The following is a 17,086-nucleotide window of genomic DNA, read 5'->3' as shown; positions in this document are numbered from 1 at the left end:
GGTCGTCTTTATTGTATGTCTCGGGGTTTACCTTACCCGGCCTTCCCGCCACACTTTACATTATGTGTTGATTCTCCAGTCAATTGACCGGCAAGCCTAAGGAGTCCGTATGGATGTCGAACTGCTAGAAATACGCCAGCATATGGGACGCTTCCCCCCTTTTGATGGGCTGTCGGACGATCTTCTCGATGCCATTGCTGAACAGGTGGAAGTGAGCTACTTCAAAACCGGCAGCAATATTTTAGAGCTCAATGAAACGCTAAATGAGCTTTGTTACATCCGCAGTGGCGCAGTAGAAGTCTATCGTAGAAATGGAGAGCTATATAATCGCCTGGGGGAAGGCGATATCTTTGGGCACTTCAGCTTGCTGCGTAATCATAAAGTAAGCCTTCCTGCAAAGGCTATCGAAGATACCCTGCTTTATTTTATTCCAGATGCGGTCTTCCAACGTCTGTGTGAAGAAGATGATCATTTTGCTGATTTTGTTGAGTTAGAGCGGCCGCGGTTAGAAACCGCTGCCGAGCAGCAAAAGAAATCCAATGACATGATGGTCACGCGGATACGCAAGTTGCTGACGCGTTATCCGGTGATGGTCGAAGTCTCTACCAGCGTTCAGCAAGCCGCCCAGCAAATGAGCGAAGCCCAAGCCTCTGCGCTATTGGTATTGAAAGAGGGGAGTGACAACCCACGCTTTAGCTTTAAAGACAGCGAAGGCCAAACATGGCAGATGTGTGGAATTTTAACCGATAGTGATTTTCGCACTCGTGTTGTGGCTGAGGGACTATCGCCGCAAACCACGGTGGGCGAAGTGGTTTCCTCACGCTTAATTACTATTCAATCAGATGCTTCTGTCTATGAAGCCATGCTGACGATGCTGCGCAGTAACGTGCATCACCTGCCTGTGCTCTATCGACAGCGTCCGGTAGGCGTCGTGCATCTTTCCGATATCATTCGTTATGAAACCCATAGCGGCCTCTATCTGGTTAGTAATATTTTTAACCAATCCAGTGCCCAAGGGTTAGCACGCTTAGCGCCGGATGTACGCGCGGCGTTTGTACGGATGGTACAAGAAGGGGCCAATTCTCAGATGGTGGGTAGTGCACTTTCCACCATCGGGCGTAGCTTTACCCGCCGGCTGCTAGAAATGGCCGAAGCGGAACTAGGCCCGCCGCCAGTGCCTTACTGCTTTATGGTCAATGGGTCCATGGCGCGAAATGAGCAGAGCATTGTTACCGATCAAGACAATGCGCTGATCCTCTCCGATGAGTTTGTTCCCGAACAGCACGACGCTTACTTTCACGCCTTGGCGAAAATTGTTAGCGATGGTTTGGACGCCTGCGGCTACACCTACTGCAAAGGTGACGTTATGGCGACCAACGCTCAGTGGCGTCAGCCGCTCAGCGTTTGGAAGGGGTATTTTCAGGATTGGATGGCCAATCCCACGCCTGAACGGCTGCTGCACAGCTCGATTTTCTTTGACCTGGATAGTTGCTATGGCGAAGACCTCTATGTGGAAACGCTGCAGGATTTGATTGCCGAGACAGCGCCAAAATCACCGCTGTTTTTAGCCGCCATGGCGCGCAATGCTTTAAATCGTACGCCGCCATTAGGATTTTTCCGTACCTTTGTGATGGAACAAGATGGTAAGCACAACAACTCCATCAACTTGAAACGCCGCGGTACCGCACCGATGGTGGATTTGGTGCGGATTCACGCCTTGGCCTGCGGCTCCAAGGCACAGAACTCCTTTCAACGCTTGAATGACATCAGCAAGACCCAGCTATTAGCGACCGGTATGAGCGACAAGCTAAGCTACGCATTTGAGTTTTTATGCATGTCGCGGATTCGCCATCAAATGATCGATCTGCAAGAGGATCGCCTGCCGGACAACAATATCGAGCCCGAAAACGTTGCTGATAGCGAACGCCACACCCTGAAAGACGCTTTCCAGGTGCTGAGCAACGCGCAAAAATTTCTCAAATTCCGCTACCCGATGCCCGCTCAGCGGCAGGGGCGCTGAAATGTTTGGAATACGACCACGTCAGAAAATCACTCAGGCTGACTGGGCTGGCTATATGGCCCAGCGGGCTCAGCAAGCCGCCAGTTCGGCGATCCAACAGTTTTTTAGTACCCCGCTGCCTGATCCGGAAACCCCGATTGCCGAGGTGCCCATGGTGGCACTTGATATGGAAACCACCGGGCTGGATGAGCGGCGCCATGCCATTGTCAGTATTGGTCTTGTGCCGTTTACCCTTAATCGCATTAAGCTTGCCGAGCGGCGCTACTGGGTGGTGAATCCTTCGCGGCCGCTGGCGGAAGCCTCGATTGCCTATCATCACATTACCCACTCGGAGATTGCCCAGGCGCCAGATTTAGAAGTGATATTGGATGAGGTGTTAGCGGCGTTAGCGGGTCGATTAGTCGTCGTTCACTTCCGCAATATCGAGCGGCCTTTTTTAGATGCCGCTATCAAAGCTCGCCGTGGGGAAGGGGTGCTGTTTCCGATGATCGATACCATGTCGCTGGAGGCGCGGCTCCATCGCCAAACGCTTTGGGCGCGCTTTCGTCGCTGGTTGGGTCGCCCACCGGTTTCGATACGGTTGCACGCTAGCCGCGAACGCTATGGTTTGCCCGCTTATCAAGGACATCATGCCCTGGTGGATGCGTTGGCCACCGCAGAGCTATTGCAGGCGCAAATTGCTACCCATTACCGGCCCCACACACCCTTAAAAGACATTTGGTGTTAAAGGTTATCAACAAAAAAACGGGCAACCCAGTGGGTTGCCCGTTTGCTTTACGGAGTATGTATGCGAAGGCTTAAACCGCTTTTGGCTCGCTCATCAACCCCTTGATAATGGCATAGCAGGCCACTAGCAATATGATGGTGAACGGGAAACCGGTGGAGACGGCCATGGTCTGTAGTGCCGTTAGACCACCACCTAATAGCAGTGCAATGGCAATCGCGCCTTCGATGATCGCCCAAAACACGCGCTGTGGTTTCGGTGCATCGACCTTACCGCCCGCGGTAATCGAATCGATAACCAGCGAGCCGGAGTCAGAGGAGGTCACAAAGAAAATAATCACCAGTATGATCGCAATGAACGAGGTGATTTGTGATAGCGGCAGCTGCTCCAGCATGACGAACAGCTGTAGATCCACTCCAGCGTCACGCACGGCTTCAATGCCCTGGCTCACATATTGATCAATGGCGGTTCCGCCGAAGGTGGTCATCCATAGCACCGACACGAAAAAGGGCACCAGCATAACGGATATCAGGAATTCGCGAACGGTGCGGCCACGGGATACCCGGGCGATAAACATGCCGACGTACGGGGACCAGGAGATCCACCATGCCCAATAAAAGGCCGTCCAGCCTTGGCTAAAGTTGGCATCTTCACGGCCGAAGGGGTTAGACAGCGCAGGTAGGTGCACCGCATAGTTCCACAGGTTTTCAAAGAAGCCGGTGGCAATCAACAGAGTAGGGCCGACTGCAATCACAAAGAACAGCAGGGCTGCCGCCATGGCGATATTGATTTTTGAGAGTAGCTGAACACCTTTATCGACGCCCGCTAGAATCGAGCCGATGGCGATAATCGTAATACCAACGATCAACAGGATCATGGTGATATCGCTTTCTGGCGCGTCAAACAAGTAGGTAAGACCCGCCGCGGCCTGGGTAGCGCCTAGGCCCAATGAGGTAGCCAGGCCAAACAACGTTGCAAACACAGCCAAAATATCAATCACATGGCCTGGCCAGCCCCAGACGCGTTCACCTAAAATCGGGTAAAACACCGAACGCATAGAGAGCGGCAAACCCTTATTGAATGAGAACAGCGCTAGCGAAAGCGCCACTACCGCGTAAATTGCCCAAGGGTGCAGGCCCCAGTGAAAGATGGTTGCGGCCATAGCTAACGCTTCAGCACCGGCAGCATCACCTTCCGCACCTGCAAGCGGCGCCCAACTGCCGCCGTCAAAGGATGTGCCAAAGTGCGTCAGCGGTTCATTAACGCCGAAGAACATCAGGCCAATGCCCATGCCTGCGGCAAACAGCATTGAAAACCAACCTATATAGGTAAAATCAGGTTTGGCATCGGCGCCACCAATACGGATTTTACCTAATGGGGAGAAAATCAGACCAATACATAAAATGACGAATATATTCGCCGCTAATATAAAGAACCATGCCAAATTTCCGGTCAAGAAACCGAAAATAGCGTCATAAATAGGGGCGATGGTGTCTTGCAGTGCCAACGTCAGTACTACAAACAACAGCACCACAACCGCCGATATGCTAAATACCTTGCCGTGCAGGTCAAGATTAAGACCCATAGCATTCGTGGTGATGTTGTCTTGACCGATGACATAATCGGTATCGATCAGATTCGCCGCGCCATCTGGGGCGGGTATGCCCTCAGTGACCGGCTCTTCAGGGGGACGTTTATCATCGTGGTTATCCACAGAAGCCTCTCTATTTCGAGCAAGAAGTGTCGATCAAAAATGTTGAATAGAAACCCGAATGTGGCCATCAACCAACATTACATGGCTCGCGTTAAGGCGCTCACAATAGCAAATCTGTTAAGACAGCCTTCAACGTAGTATGAACCTATTCGCTAAAACATTGCGTTTATAACGACAACAGAGGGCCGAAGCCCCCCGTTATAGTTACTGCACAGGTCGTTTAGCTATCGAGCCACTGCTCAACTACGTCCTGATTATCTTCAACCCACTGCTTCGCGTTCTCGTAGGGGTCGCTGCCATCTTCTTGGTTCATCAGCATGACTTCCCCCATCTGCTCTGGCGTCCATTCAAAAGCATCGAGAATGGCATAGGCTTCCGGCATGTCATCTTCCAGGCCTTCGCGAACCGCAGTATGGATCTGCTCTGCGCCACCGTAGACGTTTTCAGGGTCTTCTAGGTATTTGAGGTCAAAGCGGGCGAACATCCAGTGAGGCGTCCAACCAGTAACAACAACATCTTCTTCGTTATTAATAGCACTCGACAGCGCTGCCGTCATCGTAGCGCCACTACCGCTACGCAGTTCCAGCTCAAGGTCATAGGTATCCACAACCTTTTCGGACAGCGACATTAAGCCTGCGCCGGGGTCAATGCCGATGATCTCGTTATTAAAGCTGTCAGCGTTATCGTTAAGATCAGCAATGGAGTCGACGTCGGTGTACTCAGGTACAACGAGGCCTAGCTTGGTGCCGTCCAGATTGGGGCCCAGATCTTCTATGCTATCACCCAAGCGTTCCATGTAATCGGCGTGAGTGGTCGGCAGCCAAGCGGCAACGATCGCATCCGCATCGCCAGAAGAGAGCGCTTGGAACATGGCAGCAGCCGAAAGCGAGGTTAGATCAACCTCATAGCCTGCTTGCTCAAGAACCGCGGCAACCACGTTGGTGGAAGCAACTTCAGATGACCACTCGACGTAGGCTAGGTTAACGGTGCCTTTCTCTTCCTCGGCTTGCGCTGCACTGCTGATAGCGACGCCTGTACCGGCTAACATTGCCAGTGAAGCAATACGGATACGGAGGTTCAATGTGCGATGTTTCATTCACTTTCTCCCTTGGGTATACATTTATTGATGTGTCAATCTGCTGCCAAACACAGCATGGTTAGCCAGAAGCGACTTAGCAAGCGGTTGGCTCAACACAGTCGCTTTTGCCGTTTTGCTTAGTTGATGCGTTTTCCCGATTATCGGGTCTTTCTCAGTGACTGCGTCAAGCGGTCAAGCAGCATGGCTAGAATAACCACTGCTATGCCCGCTTCAAAACCATCGCCAGGACGCAGGCGTTGAATAGCGCGCCATACTTCGCTGCCCAAACCATCCGCACCAATCATGGCGGCGATCACCACCATCGAGAGCGCCAACATAATGGTCTGGTTGATACCCGCCATTACCGTGGGTAGTGATAGCGGTAGTTGCACTTTAAACAGTTTCTGGCCACGGGTGGCGCCGTAGGCATCGGCGGCCTCGATTAGCTCCACCGGCACTTGACGAATGCCCAACGTGGTAAAGCGAATAGCGGGGGGCATCGAGAAGATCACCGTCGCAAAAATCGCCGAGACCGAGCCAATCCCAAAAAACGGAATAGCCGGAATCAAATAGACGAACGCGGGCATGGTCTGCATAAAGTCCAGAATCGGCATAATCACCCGGTAAAGCCGATTAGACAGCGCCGCCGCAATGCCGACCGGTAGCGCGATAACGATCGCCACCAGGGTGGCAAACACCACCAGCGTAAGCGTTTCAATCATGGGCTCCCACAGGCCCAGGTTCCAAATTAATGCTAAGCCCGCGATGGCCCCAATAGCTAAGCGAGTGCCGCCTAACCGCCAACATAGCAGGGCAATCAGGCCTAGCAGCGCCCATTCAGGTAGCCAAAAAAGGCTACTGTTTAAAGTATCAATGCCGGTTTGGGTAAAGCGGGAAATGCCGCGGGTAACCATGGAGAATTCGCTGGTCAACCAAGTTAGGCCGCTTTCAATCCAATCACCTAGCGGGATGCGTGGGATCTCCATTATTGCTCTCCTGCTCGTGCCAGTTCATCAAGTACTGCGCCTTTTACCACCACGCCAAGCAGTTGCTCTTGCTGATCAATCACGGCAATAGGGAAGCTCTTTTCACTAAACATGGCAAACAGGTTATGCAGCGGCTCATCCATAGGGACTTTGCGGAAATCTTGAGTTAAATAGGGAATGATTGAATCAGACCCTTCTTCAATCGCGCGGCTAGCGGCATCCACTTCCAGCAGGCCGAGCAGACGACGGTCGCGATCAACGACATAGATAGAGTCGATAGCATGGTCACGCATACGGTGTAACGCCGTACGCGGCCCATCGCTTTCGCGGGCGGTGGAGCGCAGAGGCCGCATGGCGCTTTCAGCGGTCAGAATACGTGACCGATCAACCCCTTCGATAAAGCGCCGCACGTAGTCATCCGCAGGTTTAGTCAGAATTTCTTCCGGCGTGCCGATCTGCACCACTTCACCATCTTTCAGCAGCACGATGCGATCGCCAATGTTGAGCGCCTCATCCAGGTCATGGGTAATGAAGACGGTAGTCTTTTGCATTTTGGATTGCAGTTGCAAAAGCTCTTGCTGCATGTCTTTACGAATCAGCGGGTCGAGTGCGGAGAAGGCTTCATCCATTAACAGCACGGTGGCATCGTTGGCCAACGCACGGGCTAGGCCAACGCGCTGCTGCATGCCGCCGGAAAGTTGATTGGGGTAGGCGTCTTCCCAGCCCTCTAAGCCAACCTGTTTCAGCGAGTCATGAGCAATCTTGTGTCGCTCTGCTTTCTCTACGCCGCGAATTTCCAAACCGAACTCGGCGTTTTGCTGCACAGTGCGGTGAGGAAATAGCGCGAAATTCTGAAACACCATAGAGAAGTGGCGGCGACGGCACTCCAGCAACGCTTTCTCTTTCAGCGTCGGAATATTTTCACCGTCGATGACGATCTCACCTTCGGTCGTTTCAATCAGGCGGTTAAGGCAACGAATCAACGTCGACTTGCCCGACCCTGAAAGCCCCATGATAACCAGCAGTTCGCCTTCATAGACATCAAACGAAATATTCGATAGCCCCAGCGTCTGGCCTGTTTTCTCCAGAATTTCTGGACGCTTCATTCCCTGGTTACGTAGCTCGATTGCTTTTTGAGGGTGCTTGCCAAAGACTTTGCTTAAGCCGCGCACTTTAATTTTGACGGGTCGTGTCTCGTCCATCGGCGGTGCCTTTTTGTTGAGCAGAATGAATGTGCATTGATGGCAGCGTTAGCCGCGGCACAACGTCATTCATAAAAGAAAAGATAACTTGTGTTGGTTAATTTATTAATAATTATTATACATAGGTAGGGCCTGTGTGTCACAACGGCTCGCTCAACGGGGCAATTAACGCTACATGTGTCATTTTTTACCCACCTGATTTCGAGTAGCTGCTGTCGATGCTGATATTTATTATTATTTAAATTTATGATTTTAAAGTGTTTGTTTTATTTATGCGGAAGTTGGCACATTAAATGAATGTGCTTAATAAGCGTGTCACAATTTGTATAAGACAAATTTTCATTTAACCAAGTAAACGTTTTATTAATTGCATGTTGCAGAGTAGAGATTAACGGTCTCATCAATGGAGGTGGGTATTATGGATAATCAACATGACCAAATTGAAAGTCAGCAAGCTACCAAGCGCCCACGTTGGTTAACGCTGTGCATGATGGCAACCGCAGCAAGTGTCATCGTATTGGCTGGTTGCGGTGATAATGAAGAACCGGCGACACCCACGGAAGAGCCTTCTCCGTTGGAGCAAGACCCTACCGCTGAGCCTGAGCCTGAGCCGAGTATGAGTGAAGAGCCTGCTGCAATGGAGCAGGATCCAGGTCTTGAAGAGAATTCAGGTTCAGAAGGGTCTATGACGCAAAGTACAGGCGCTGAATCTGAAGCGCCTATGTCTGAAGAGAGCATGTCAGAAGAGAGCATGTCAGAAGAGAACATGCCTGAAGATACAATGGATGAACCCGCCACGGGAACAATGGACCCCGAAGAAGATGCAGCGGGTTTCGGTGAAGGCACTGACCCGATGCCGGGAGACAGTGAAGATTCAGATGCCACCCCAGATGACGATGATGAGGAAACCAGTAATCAGTGATAGCTAGTCATTATTAATTGTTAGTGTACCGCTCCCTACGATGGTAAATCGCATCAGCTGTCTGTTCCCTGCGGCTGCTCCAAACGGTTTGCCATCCTTTTCGCCCCCGCGCCCGCGGGGGTTTTTTTAATCCTGTTTAATCAGCTAGCAGGGTCGCGTCAATTACTCTTCATTATCTTCAAGGCGGCGGTAGAGTGTTCTGCGCGCGATGCCCAGCACCTCTGCCGTGCGCCGCTTATTGCCCCCTGTGGCTTCCAAGACTTTGTTAATATAGCGTTTTTCGACTTCTTCCAAGCTGGGCCAGCGAATCGGCGGCGGTACTGGCAGTTGGCCTCCCGCGAGCAGTTCGCCACTGACGGAAGGCACTATAGGCGTGCCGGTTTCAACCGTTGATTTTTCCCGCAGGCGCTCGGGTAAATCCTTGTGGCTTAGCGAGCCATCTTCGCTCAGCGTAACGCCGCGCATAATGGCGTTTTCCAATTCGCGAACGTTGCCGGGGTAGGCGTAATTAAGCAAACTATTGAGTGCTTCGGGTTCGATTTGCTCAATCTGCTTGCCCTGTGCCTCAGAGTGCTTATCGATAAGGGCAAAAACAAGATGCTCGATATCGGTGTCGCGTTCACGCAGCGGCGGAATGCGCAGTGAAAAAGTTTCCAACCGGTAAAAAAGGTCGCTACGGAAGTTACCTTGTTCTATCTCTTTTTCTAGATTGCGATGGGTCGCAGCGATGATGCGCACATCCACCGGCTCTTCGCGCTCGCCACCCACTGGGCGCACGGTTTTCTCCTGAAGGGCACGCAATAATTTAGCCTGCAGATTAATCGGCATTTCACCAATTTCATCTAAGAACAGGCTGCCGCCCTGGGCGCTTTGAAATAGTCCTTTGCGCGCTTCGCTAGCGCCGGTAAAAGCGCCTTTTACATGGCCAAAGAACTCACTTTCCATCAAGTCGGCGGGAATGCTCGCGCAGTTAACCGGTACGAAGGGTTGGTCGTCACGCGGGCTTTCCTGATGAATGGCGCGAGCAAGTAGCTCTTTACCCGTGCCGCTTTCACCTAATATCAGGATGGGAGCGTCGCTCTTGGCAAGGCGGGAGGCATCATGAAACAGCGCCTGCATGACCTGACTTTTACCCACAATGCCGTGGAAGTGACTGATCTCTGAATCATGAGAAACGGCTAAACGCTGCCGTTCAAGCACACGAAAAACGGCCTCCCGAATAGCATCCAAATCGAGTGGTTTGGTTAAAAAATCGTCAGCCCCGAGTTTTAATGCCTCGACCGCCTGATCAATGGTACCAAAGGCGGTAATCACGATAATGCCCAACTCACTGCCCGTTTGGCGGAGTTGCTGAAGTAACTGTATGCCTGTCATACCCGGCAAACGTACGTCGGTGATTACCAGCGAGACGGTGGTGTGGCTCAATAAGGCAATAGCTTCTTCAGCGCTAGGGACACCCAGCGTGGTATAGCCTGCATCCTGCAGTTCTTCCTCTAATAACTCACGTATAGCGGCGTCATCTTCCACCACCAATAAAGGTAAAAGGTGTTCCTGATGGGTCACAAACGTTGTCCTCACGCGGATACGGTTTCACTAAGGGGTAGTGTAATTTCAAAACCAGCGCCACCAAGGACGCTGTCAAACACGCCGATCGTGCCGCCGTGGTCGTTAATAATGCGATGTACCATAGAGAGCCCCAAACCACTGCCTTGGCCGACGGGTTTGGTGGTAAAAAATGGATCGAACACTTTATGATGATGGGAGTCGGGTATGCCCGGGCCATCATCTTCTACCCACAGTATTAATTCATGTTCTTGCTGTTGGGCTCGAACCCTGATGCGGCTTACTTCGGGCGCTTGCGCCGCATTTCTGAGTAAATTGGTCAGCACCTGAATAAGCTGCTGACCATTAGCGATTAAGTTGGGTATCGGTGACGGTAATTCAATGTCTAGACGAATGTTGCGTGGTTCAAGCTCCTCTTCAACCAAATCGCTGGCACTTATAATAAGCTGGTCGAGTGCTAACTCGCCTTTCTCTACGTTATGTTGACGGCCTAATTCCATCAATTGACGCACAATTTCGACGATGCGTTCCACTTCGCCGCGAATGCGGCCTAGCCTTGCGCGTTCGTCATCACCAATCACATCGCGGCGAGCCAGGCGTTGAGCTTGGCCATTGATTACCGTTAGCGGTGCACCTATTTCGTGGGCAACCCCCGCTGCAAGAACGCCTAGTTCGGCTAGTTTTTTCGATTTGCGTAGACGCTTTTCAAGCTCTATTTCACGCCGCTGGCGGTCTTCGATTTCTTGGTCTTTCTCTGCCATCGCGTCCAGCATGCCATTTAACCCAGAGGCGAGGTGGCGATATTCGGTAGGGCCGTCTTCGGTGGCGCGCTGGCTGCGGTCACCATCTTCCACCAGCAACATTACGTGCAGCAGTCGATTAAGCGGGCGCTCGATATGGCGGCGAAACCCCCACCAGATACTAAATACAATCCCTGCAGCGCCGACCACAAAGACCAACACGGCCACAATGCTGATAAAGCCAGTATAGCTCTCAATGCCGGTATTGAGTCGGTTAACCTGCAGCACGCCATACACAGTGCCATCTTGTGAGCGCAGGGGTGTCAGCGCAGAGTAGTAATTCCAGCCATCGTGCTGTCGATAGTTGCTATATAAATCATCGCGCTCAATGACTTGCTGAATTTCTTCCCGGCTGAAAATGTCTTTGCCAAGGCCTAGACCGTAAATGTCGCGCCCGTCGGTATCGAATACATAGGCGCCATAAATGCGGTGGAACGAAAACGCCGATTGTAGCGCTTCTTCGAGCGGGGTGCTGCTGTCCGGCGTGACCGCGTAACTCAGCGAAGAGCTCAGCGTGCGGGTAATAATCTCTACTTCCGTTTGTAGCTTTGAGCGTACGTTATCCTCAAGCGATTTAATGGCGACTAAGCTAAACACCACTAGGACGACGAAAAGCGGCACAATTACCGTTAAAATTATTAAATTGCGTAGTCGCATGCGGTGCTCATAATGGTGTTAATACATTTAATATCTGCAAGTGCGTGAGGCGTTACTGATTCGTTGGCACCAAGCGATAAAGGCCACCCTGAGGGGCATCGGTAAGCAGATAGATAGCATCGTCCGGGCCTTGGCGAACATCACGAATACGACCAATGTCACCATTAAGAATCAGCTCCTCTTCGGCTACGTTACCATTCTCTAAGCGCAAGCGAAGTAGCTTTTCACTGCCGAGACCGCCAGCCAATAAATTACCTTTCCACTCGCCAAACGCGTCGCTAGTCACTTCTGCAAGCCCGGCGGGTGCAAAGCGTCCTTCAAACACATATACCGGGTTCACCATGCCGGGCAGCGAGTCTTCGCCAATCGGTTCATTGGTGGCGTAGTCATTGCCCTGACTAACGTCCGGCCAGCCATAGTTATTGCCTGCTTCGATATGGTTAAGCTCGTCGCCGGTTCGCGGGCCGTGTTCGGACACCCAAGCTTGGCCGTTACTCATCACGGTCATGCCCTGAATATTACGGTTACCCATGGTATAAATTTCGTCCAGTGTGGCGTCGTCGTCTACAAAGGGGTTGTCATCAGGCACGCCGCCGGTGGCGGTAAGGCGCAATGTTGAGCCAGCGTGGTCATCGCTAGCTTGGGCGCGAGGCGGCTCGCTACCGCGGTCGCCAATGCTCATTAGCAGCGTACCATCAGGTAGCCAAGCGAGTCGCGAGCCATAATGGCGGCCAGGCCCAGAGGCGCGATCCTGTTCAAATAAGTGTTCTACCTCACCCAGTTCGTCGCCCAGCCATTGTACGCGTGATAGCGCCGAGCGCGTGTTATTGTCATCGGGCTTGCTCCAGGTGAAATAAATCCAGTCGTTGTCACCCGCGCCATTGCCCCCTTTGAAATCAGGGTGCAAAACGATATCTAACAGGCCGCCTTGGCCCTGAGTGCTGACGTCTGGCATACCTTCCAGGGAGCGTGTTTCGCCACTTTCGGGGTCAACAAGCGTCAGTTGCCCGCTGCGTTCACTGACTAGCGAGCGGCCATCGGGTAAAAATGCAATCGCCCAGGGGTGTTCAAAACCCTCGGCGATACGCTCAATAGAAAGGGTTAAATGCTCGGTTTCAAGCGACGTCTGAATCACTTCTGCGTTCGCGTTGCTCATCGTAGCCGCCAGTATTGCCCCGCTAATCACCGCTACTCGAATCCCCGGCGCCAACCAGTGGCGGGTAGAGTGACTCTTATTGGCATAGTGCATAGCGTGCCCTCTGTGATGTTAGTGCCCGTTATCATTAGTACCCGTTATTAATAACAGTCTAGCAGTGACTCTTCACTCACGTCGGGGTTCCGCTAAGAGTGCTTAAACGGCGTTATTGATAAAATCGGGCTTACATGAGTATGGCGAGTAGCACCGGTATATAAACCAACGCTAGCAGCGTTGAGCAGAACACCAGGCTGGCAACATAGACAGGTTCGCGCTGAGCGCGTTGCGCAAATAAATAGTTAAATACCGCCACGGGCATACACATCTGTACCACTAAAATGCTTTGTGCCAAGGGTGGGAGGCCCACCCAGCCCGCAATAAACCAAGCCGCCAAGGCGGCGAGAGGGATGCGCACCAAGCTAAACCCCAGCCCCGAGCGCAGGTTTTTAACCTGAATACTGGCCAGTGATACGCCGAGAGTAATCAACATTAGTGGTACCGTGAACCCAGACATTAAATCTACTGTGTTCGCCAACCAAGGCGGTAGCGAGGTACCGGTCAGTAACAGCGCCATAGAAATAAGAATGGCGTAAACGGTCGGTGTTTTAACGAGGGTTTTGAGCGGATTGCCTTGGCTGTTAAGCGCAGCGCCTAAGGTAAACTGAAATAGCGATACGGTGACCATGACCGTGATGCCGTAGGCAAACCCCGCACTCCCAAACGCGTAAAGCACCACGGGTAAGCCCATATTGCCGGTATTGGGATACATCATCGGTGCCAGCAATACCCGCCAGCTGCGCCGCAACAGTTTTGCCACCAAAAAGGTCGCGCCCCCCATGGTAAGAATCACCAACGCGGCGGCAAGCATCGTTTGGCCAAAGGTGGCTGCATCAATGTCGGCACCCGCCAGGGATGCCAATACCAGCGAAGGGGTGCCGATGTTAAATACTAGCCGCGTGATGAAGTCGACCGGGTAGGGATGGCCTAAGCGGATCCATAAAAAGCCAAGTCCTGCCCCGGCAAGCACGGGCGCCATAACGGCAAAAAGTTCGGCAAGCATTACTTTCCTTGGCAATCAGCGGTTTGTTAGCAGCCTATTGTCGTTAATGAGCGGGCTAGCTGGCAAGGTAAACACTCGAATTACCCTAAACAGTAGCGGTTGAGGTACGCCATTGGGCGGGCACTTGGCTACGTAAAAACTCCAATAGCGCGTGGGTGCGTCGGGATTGATGGCCATAAGCGTACAGCAGCGTGATCGGTAGGGGGACTGGCTCCCAACCGGGTAGGCAGTTAATCAACTCGCCGGGATGATGCTGCTCCCGCTTTGCGGTTAACCAGTGAGCGAGCAGGCCGATGCCCTGACTACGAGCGATGGCATCAATATGCAGAGCGGTAAGGTCCACACGCAGCCGCGAGCGGGGCGGATCAAACGTGTAATCGCCATGTTCAGAATGAGACAGCAGCAGCCCATTCGAGGCCGAGCCCAACAGGTCGATCCACGCATGCTGAGTAAGCTCATCGGGGTGCTTAGGCATCCCAGCGGTCTCTAAATAGCGAGGGCTTGCATATAACCCGCGGGTTAAATACCCCAGCCGTTCCTGATTCAGCCCACACTCATGGGTTGGCCCTAGCCACACATGCACACTGTTGCTGTGCATTTTCGTCGGTGGCATTTCACGGGTTTGAAGCGTTAGCTCTACCTTTGGATGTCGATTTAAAAACGCATCGATAGCGCTAGCTAGCCAGCTACGGGCTAAAGCGCCATGCACCTCAAGGGTTATTTCACCGCTGATCTCCTCGCGCAGTTCAGCCAGCGCCTCCTGGCTATGGGCCGCCATCGCTAAAAGCTCGGTACAGTAATTGTGGAAAAGCAGTCCCGCTTCGGTTGGTATTAAGCGGTTGGCTTGCCGCCGTAGCAAGGGTTGATTGAGCCGGGTTTCCAATTGGCTGATGCGTCGGCTCAAGGTCGACTTGGCCAAGCCAAGTTTTTGCGCACTGCGGGTCAAGCTGCCCGTGGTCATCACATCAGCAAAGGCAGTGAGTTCATCGAAGTCATACATGATCAGGCCCACGGGCAGAGGATGAGACTTGATTGTGCCACTGTTCGGTGAGAATGAAAATAATAGGCATTTGTGTTCCGTTTCTTTGAACGCACTGTCTCACCCTATTGTGCAAAGAGTGTGTAAATATATAAATGCTAATAGTTCGCATTTATAGAGCGATCGCTCACACACTATGAAGGATTTTACTATGTCTCCCTGTTTGCGTCGCACGCTGCTGGCCAGCGCCGTTTCTAGCCTTGCCAGTGGCGCCTTGTTGGCACAAGAAGCGCCACGACTAGATGATATGGTCGTGACGGCCTCCGGCTTTGAACAGCAGATTACCAATGCACCCGCCTCTATTAGCGTCATTTCGCGAGAACAGTTAGAGCGGGGCTATTATCAAAATGTCACCGATGCTCTGCGTGATGTGCCCGGTGTGATCGTGACCGGTGGCGGCTCGGGAGATAACGGTCATGACATTTCTATCCGTGGCATGCCGTCACAGTACACGCTGATATTGGTGGATGGTCGCCCGCAAAATTCGCGTGAATCACGGCCCAATGGTAGCGCCGGGTTTGAGCAGGATTGGCTGCCGCCGCTACAGGCCATTGAGCGTATTGAAGTGGTGCGCGGCCCCATGTCGACGCTCTATGGCTCTGATGCCATTGGCGGCGTCATCAATGTGATTACTCGCAAAGTCGCCCAGGCGTGGCACGGTAATGTGCAGCTCGACACGGTGCTACAAGAAGACAGCGACGCTGGCGACAGCCGTCAAGCCAATTTTTATCTAAGCGGCCCGCTGGTAGGGGATCGGTTAGGGCTGCAGCTCTACGGGCGCACCTCTCAGCGCGACGAAGACAACATTCTTAACGGCTACGAAGATAAAAGCCTGCAAAGCCTTACGGCGAGGTTCAGTCTTGCCGCCTCGGATAACCACGACTTTACCGCGGAAGCTGGAATTACCGAGCAGCAGCGGCAATCACTAATGGGTAAGTCAGCGCCATCAGAAGGCTGCCGTGGCGGTTGTACGGACAGCTACAACGACTATACTCACCGCCATGTAGCGCTCACCCATAGCGGGCGCTTTGATCTTGGTACCAGCGAAAGCTTTGTCCAGCGGGAAACCAGCGAAAACCCATCTCGGGAAATTGAAATCACCAATACCACTGCTAAAACCAGCCTAGTAATGCCGCTAGGTGCACATATGCTCACCCTCGGTGCGAGTTACGAAGAAGAGTCGCTGGACGATTACCAAACCAACCAGATATCTGACCGTACCCATGTAGAGCAGCAGCAATGGGCTCTGTTTGCCGAAGACGAATGGCTGTTGACCGACACCTGGGCGCTCACTGGCGGGATGCGGCTAGATGATGCCGAGAACTATGGTAGTCACATCAGTCCTCGACTCTACAGCGTATGGAACATGACGCCTGATTGGACGTTAAAGGGCGGGATATCCACGGGCTTCCGTTCACCCAACCTACGTGAAGTCACCGCTGACTGGGGGCAAACTAGCCGAGGTGGCGATGTTTACGGAAATCCAGATCTAGAGCCAGAAACCTCACTCAATAAAGAGTTGGCGCTGTTATACGCCAATGATGCCGGGCTAAGTGGTGGTCTCACACTCTTTCATAATGATTTCAAAGATAAAATTACTCGCATTGCCTGCCCTGAAGGTCTATGTGCCGATGAGGCCAACGATTTTGGCAGTGATCCCACTTATCGCATCAACATCGATGAGGCCGTCACCCAAGGGGTTGAGGCAAGCTTAGCGGCGCCGCTAGGCGAGGCGGTCGAGCTAACAGCCAGCTATACCTTCACTGATAGCGAGCAAAAAAGCGGTGAATACGCAGGCGAGCCACTGACGCAACTGCCACGCCACCAGGTATCGGCCACGCTGGATTGGCAGGTTTCGTCTAAGCTGCGCCAGTGGACAAAAGTGACTTATCGCGGTGAAGAGAGCCAACCCAACACCGGCCCTTCGCAAAGCGCCATCGTAGCGCCTTCCTACACCTTTGTGGATGCAGGCGTTGGCTACCAACTTAATGAAACGACGCAACTCAATGCGGGCATTTATAACCTGTTTGACGAAGCGATCGATTACGACGAGTACGGCTATGTGGAAGATGGCCGTCGGGTTTGGCTAGGCCTTAACGTCGCGTTTTAGATGTAACGTTCAAACA

13 protein-coding genes are annotated in these 17,086 nt (G+C 52.6%); 4 read left to right on the top strand and 9 right to left on the bottom strand.

The window, feature by feature from the left end:
* The first annotated feature begins 109 nt into the window (after nucleotides 1-109).
* Together HZS80_RS10295 and HZS80_RS10290 are read left to right on the top strand one after the other, a co-directional pair.
* Entirely contained in the window at nucleotides 110-2,020 is a 1,911-nt protein-coding gene (locus HZS80_RS10295) for a DUF294 nucleotidyltransferase-like domain-containing protein (protein WP_035558864.1), read from the top strand.
* A gap of 1 nt (nucleotide 2,021) precedes the next feature.
* Complete coding sequence (locus HZS80_RS10290) at nucleotides 2,022-2,747, top strand: 3'-5' exonuclease (RefSeq protein WP_179916033.1); 726 nt, start codon at nucleotides 2,022-2,024, stop codon at nucleotides 2,745-2,747.
* A gap of 70 nt (nucleotides 2,748-2,817) precedes the next feature.
* Here the strand turns inward: HZS80_RS10290 and HZS80_RS10285 are convergent, their stop codons facing one another.
* From HZS80_RS10285 to HZS80_RS10270, 4 genes are all read right to left on the bottom strand, one after another.
* Nucleotides 2,818-4,458 carry a BCCT family transporter gene (locus HZS80_RS10285; protein WP_035558858.1) on the bottom strand — a complete coding sequence of 547 codons (1,641 nt, stop codon included), beginning with the start codon at nucleotides 4,456-4,458 and terminating at the stop codon, nucleotides 2,818-2,820.
* A gap of 220 nt (nucleotides 4,459-4,678) precedes the next feature.
* Nucleotides 4,679-5,554 (bottom strand): glycine betaine ABC transporter substrate-binding protein, encoded by an 876-nt coding sequence (locus tag HZS80_RS10280; protein WP_179916032.1) that lies wholly within the window; start codon nucleotides 5,552-5,554, stop codon nucleotides 4,679-4,681.
* 140 nt (nucleotides 5,555-5,694) lie between these two features.
* The gene (locus HZS80_RS10275; protein WP_035558852.1) at nucleotides 5,695-6,522 is read right to left on the bottom strand and encodes an ABC transporter permease; all 828 of its coding nucleotides are present in this window, start codon (nucleotides 6,520-6,522) and stop codon (nucleotides 5,695-5,697) included.
* A complete protein-coding gene (locus HZS80_RS10270; RefSeq protein ID WP_035558849.1) occupies nucleotides 6,522-7,724 on the bottom strand; it encodes a quaternary amine ABC transporter ATP-binding protein in 1,203 nt (400 codons plus the stop codon). The genes HZS80_RS10275 and HZS80_RS10270 overlap by 1 nt, the downstream gene beginning before the upstream one ends.
* A 418-nt stretch (nucleotides 7,725-8,142) precedes the next feature.
* Here HZS80_RS10270 and HZS80_RS10265 point away from each other — a divergent pair, with 418 nt between their 5' ends.
* Nucleotides 8,143-8,646, top strand: coding sequence for a hypothetical protein (locus HZS80_RS10265; protein ID WP_246361921.1), 504 nt, complete (start codon nucleotides 8,143-8,145; stop codon nucleotides 8,644-8,646).
* Nucleotides 8,647-8,808: 162 nt separating this feature from the next.
* On the opposite strand, the gene HZS80_RS10260 is transcribed toward HZS80_RS10265, so the two are convergent.
* The 5 genes from HZS80_RS10260 to HZS80_RS10240 form a co-directional block, all read right to left on the bottom strand.
* Nucleotides 8,809-10,209 carry a sigma-54-dependent transcriptional regulator gene (locus HZS80_RS10260; RefSeq protein WP_179916030.1) on the bottom strand — a complete coding sequence of 467 codons (1,401 nt, stop codon included), beginning with the start codon at nucleotides 10,207-10,209 and terminating at the stop codon, nucleotides 8,809-8,811.
* An 11-nt stretch (nucleotides 10,210-10,220) separates the two neighbouring features.
* Nucleotides 10,221-11,666, bottom strand: coding sequence for a sensor histidine kinase (locus tag HZS80_RS10255; protein WP_035558838.1), 1,446 nt, complete (start codon nucleotides 11,664-11,666; stop codon nucleotides 10,221-10,223).
* A gap of 52 nt (nucleotides 11,667-11,718) precedes the next feature.
* Nucleotides 11,719-12,915, bottom strand: coding sequence for a PQQ-dependent sugar dehydrogenase (locus tag HZS80_RS10250; protein WP_179916029.1), 1,197 nt, complete (start codon nucleotides 12,913-12,915; stop codon nucleotides 11,719-11,721).
* Nucleotides 12,916-13,045: 130 nt separating this feature from the next.
* The gene (locus tag HZS80_RS10245) at nucleotides 13,046-13,921 is read right to left on the bottom strand and encodes an AEC family transporter (protein WP_179916028.1); all 876 of its coding nucleotides are present in this window, start codon (nucleotides 13,919-13,921) and stop codon (nucleotides 13,046-13,048) included.
* 85 nt (nucleotides 13,922-14,006) lie between these two features.
* Nucleotides 14,007-14,921, bottom strand: coding sequence for a LysR family transcriptional regulator (locus tag HZS80_RS10240; protein ID WP_179916027.1), 915 nt, complete (start codon nucleotides 14,919-14,921; stop codon nucleotides 14,007-14,009).
* A gap of 190 nt (nucleotides 14,922-15,111) precedes the next feature.
* Here HZS80_RS10240 and HZS80_RS10235 point away from each other — a divergent pair, with 190 nt between their 5' ends.
* Nucleotides 15,112-17,070, top strand: coding sequence for a ligand-gated channel protein (locus HZS80_RS10235; RefSeq protein WP_035558826.1), 1,959 nt, complete (start codon nucleotides 15,112-15,114; stop codon nucleotides 17,068-17,070).
* Nucleotides 17,071-17,086 lie beyond the last annotated feature (16 nt).

Source organism: Vreelandella glaciei (assembly GCF_013415125.1).
Classification (GTDB): Bacteria; Pseudomonadota; Gammaproteobacteria; order Pseudomonadales; family Halomonadaceae; genus Vreelandella; species Vreelandella glaciei.
The sequence above is the reverse complement of the archived record's forward strand: the minus strand, read 5'-3'. Positions and strand labels throughout refer to the sequence as shown.

Coding starts and splice junctions, on each gene's coding strand:
- HZS80_RS10295 (WP_035558864.1), top strand. CDS start 110: ATGGATGTCGAACTGCTAGAAATACGCCAGCATATGGGACGCTTCCCC.
- HZS80_RS10290 (WP_179916033.1), top strand. CDS start 2,022: ATGTTTGGAATACGACCACGTCAGAAAATCACTCAGGCTGACTGGGCT.
- HZS80_RS10280 (WP_179916032.1), bottom strand. CDS start 5,554: ATGAAACATCGCACATTGAACCTCCGTATCCGTATTGCTTCACTGGCA.
- HZS80_RS10275 (WP_035558852.1), bottom strand. CDS start 6,522: ATGGAGATCCCACGCATCCCGCTAGGTGATTGGATTGAAAGCGGCCTA.
- HZS80_RS10270 (WP_035558849.1), bottom strand. CDS start 7,724: ATGGACGAGACACGACCCGTCAAAATTAAAGTGCGCGGCTTAAGCAAA.
- HZS80_RS10265 (WP_246361921.1), top strand. CDS start 8,143: ATGGATAATCAACATGACCAAATTGAAAGTCAGCAAGCTACCAAGCGC.
- HZS80_RS10255 (WP_035558838.1), bottom strand. CDS start 11,666: ATGCGACTACGCAATTTAATAATTTTAACGGTAATTGTGCCGCTTTTC.
- HZS80_RS10250 (WP_179916029.1), bottom strand. CDS start 12,915: ATGCACTATGCCAATAAGAGTCACTCTACCCGCCACTGGTTGGCGCCG.
- HZS80_RS10245 (WP_179916028.1), bottom strand. CDS start 13,921: ATGCTTGCCGAACTTTTTGCCGTTATGGCGCCCGTGCTTGCCGGGGCA.
- HZS80_RS10240 (WP_179916027.1), bottom strand. CDS start 14,921: ATGTATGACTTCGATGAACTCACTGCCTTTGCTGATGTGATGACCACG.
- HZS80_RS10235 (WP_035558826.1), top strand. CDS start 15,112: ATGTCTCCCTGTTTGCGTCGCACGCTGCTGGCCAGCGCCGTTTCTAGC.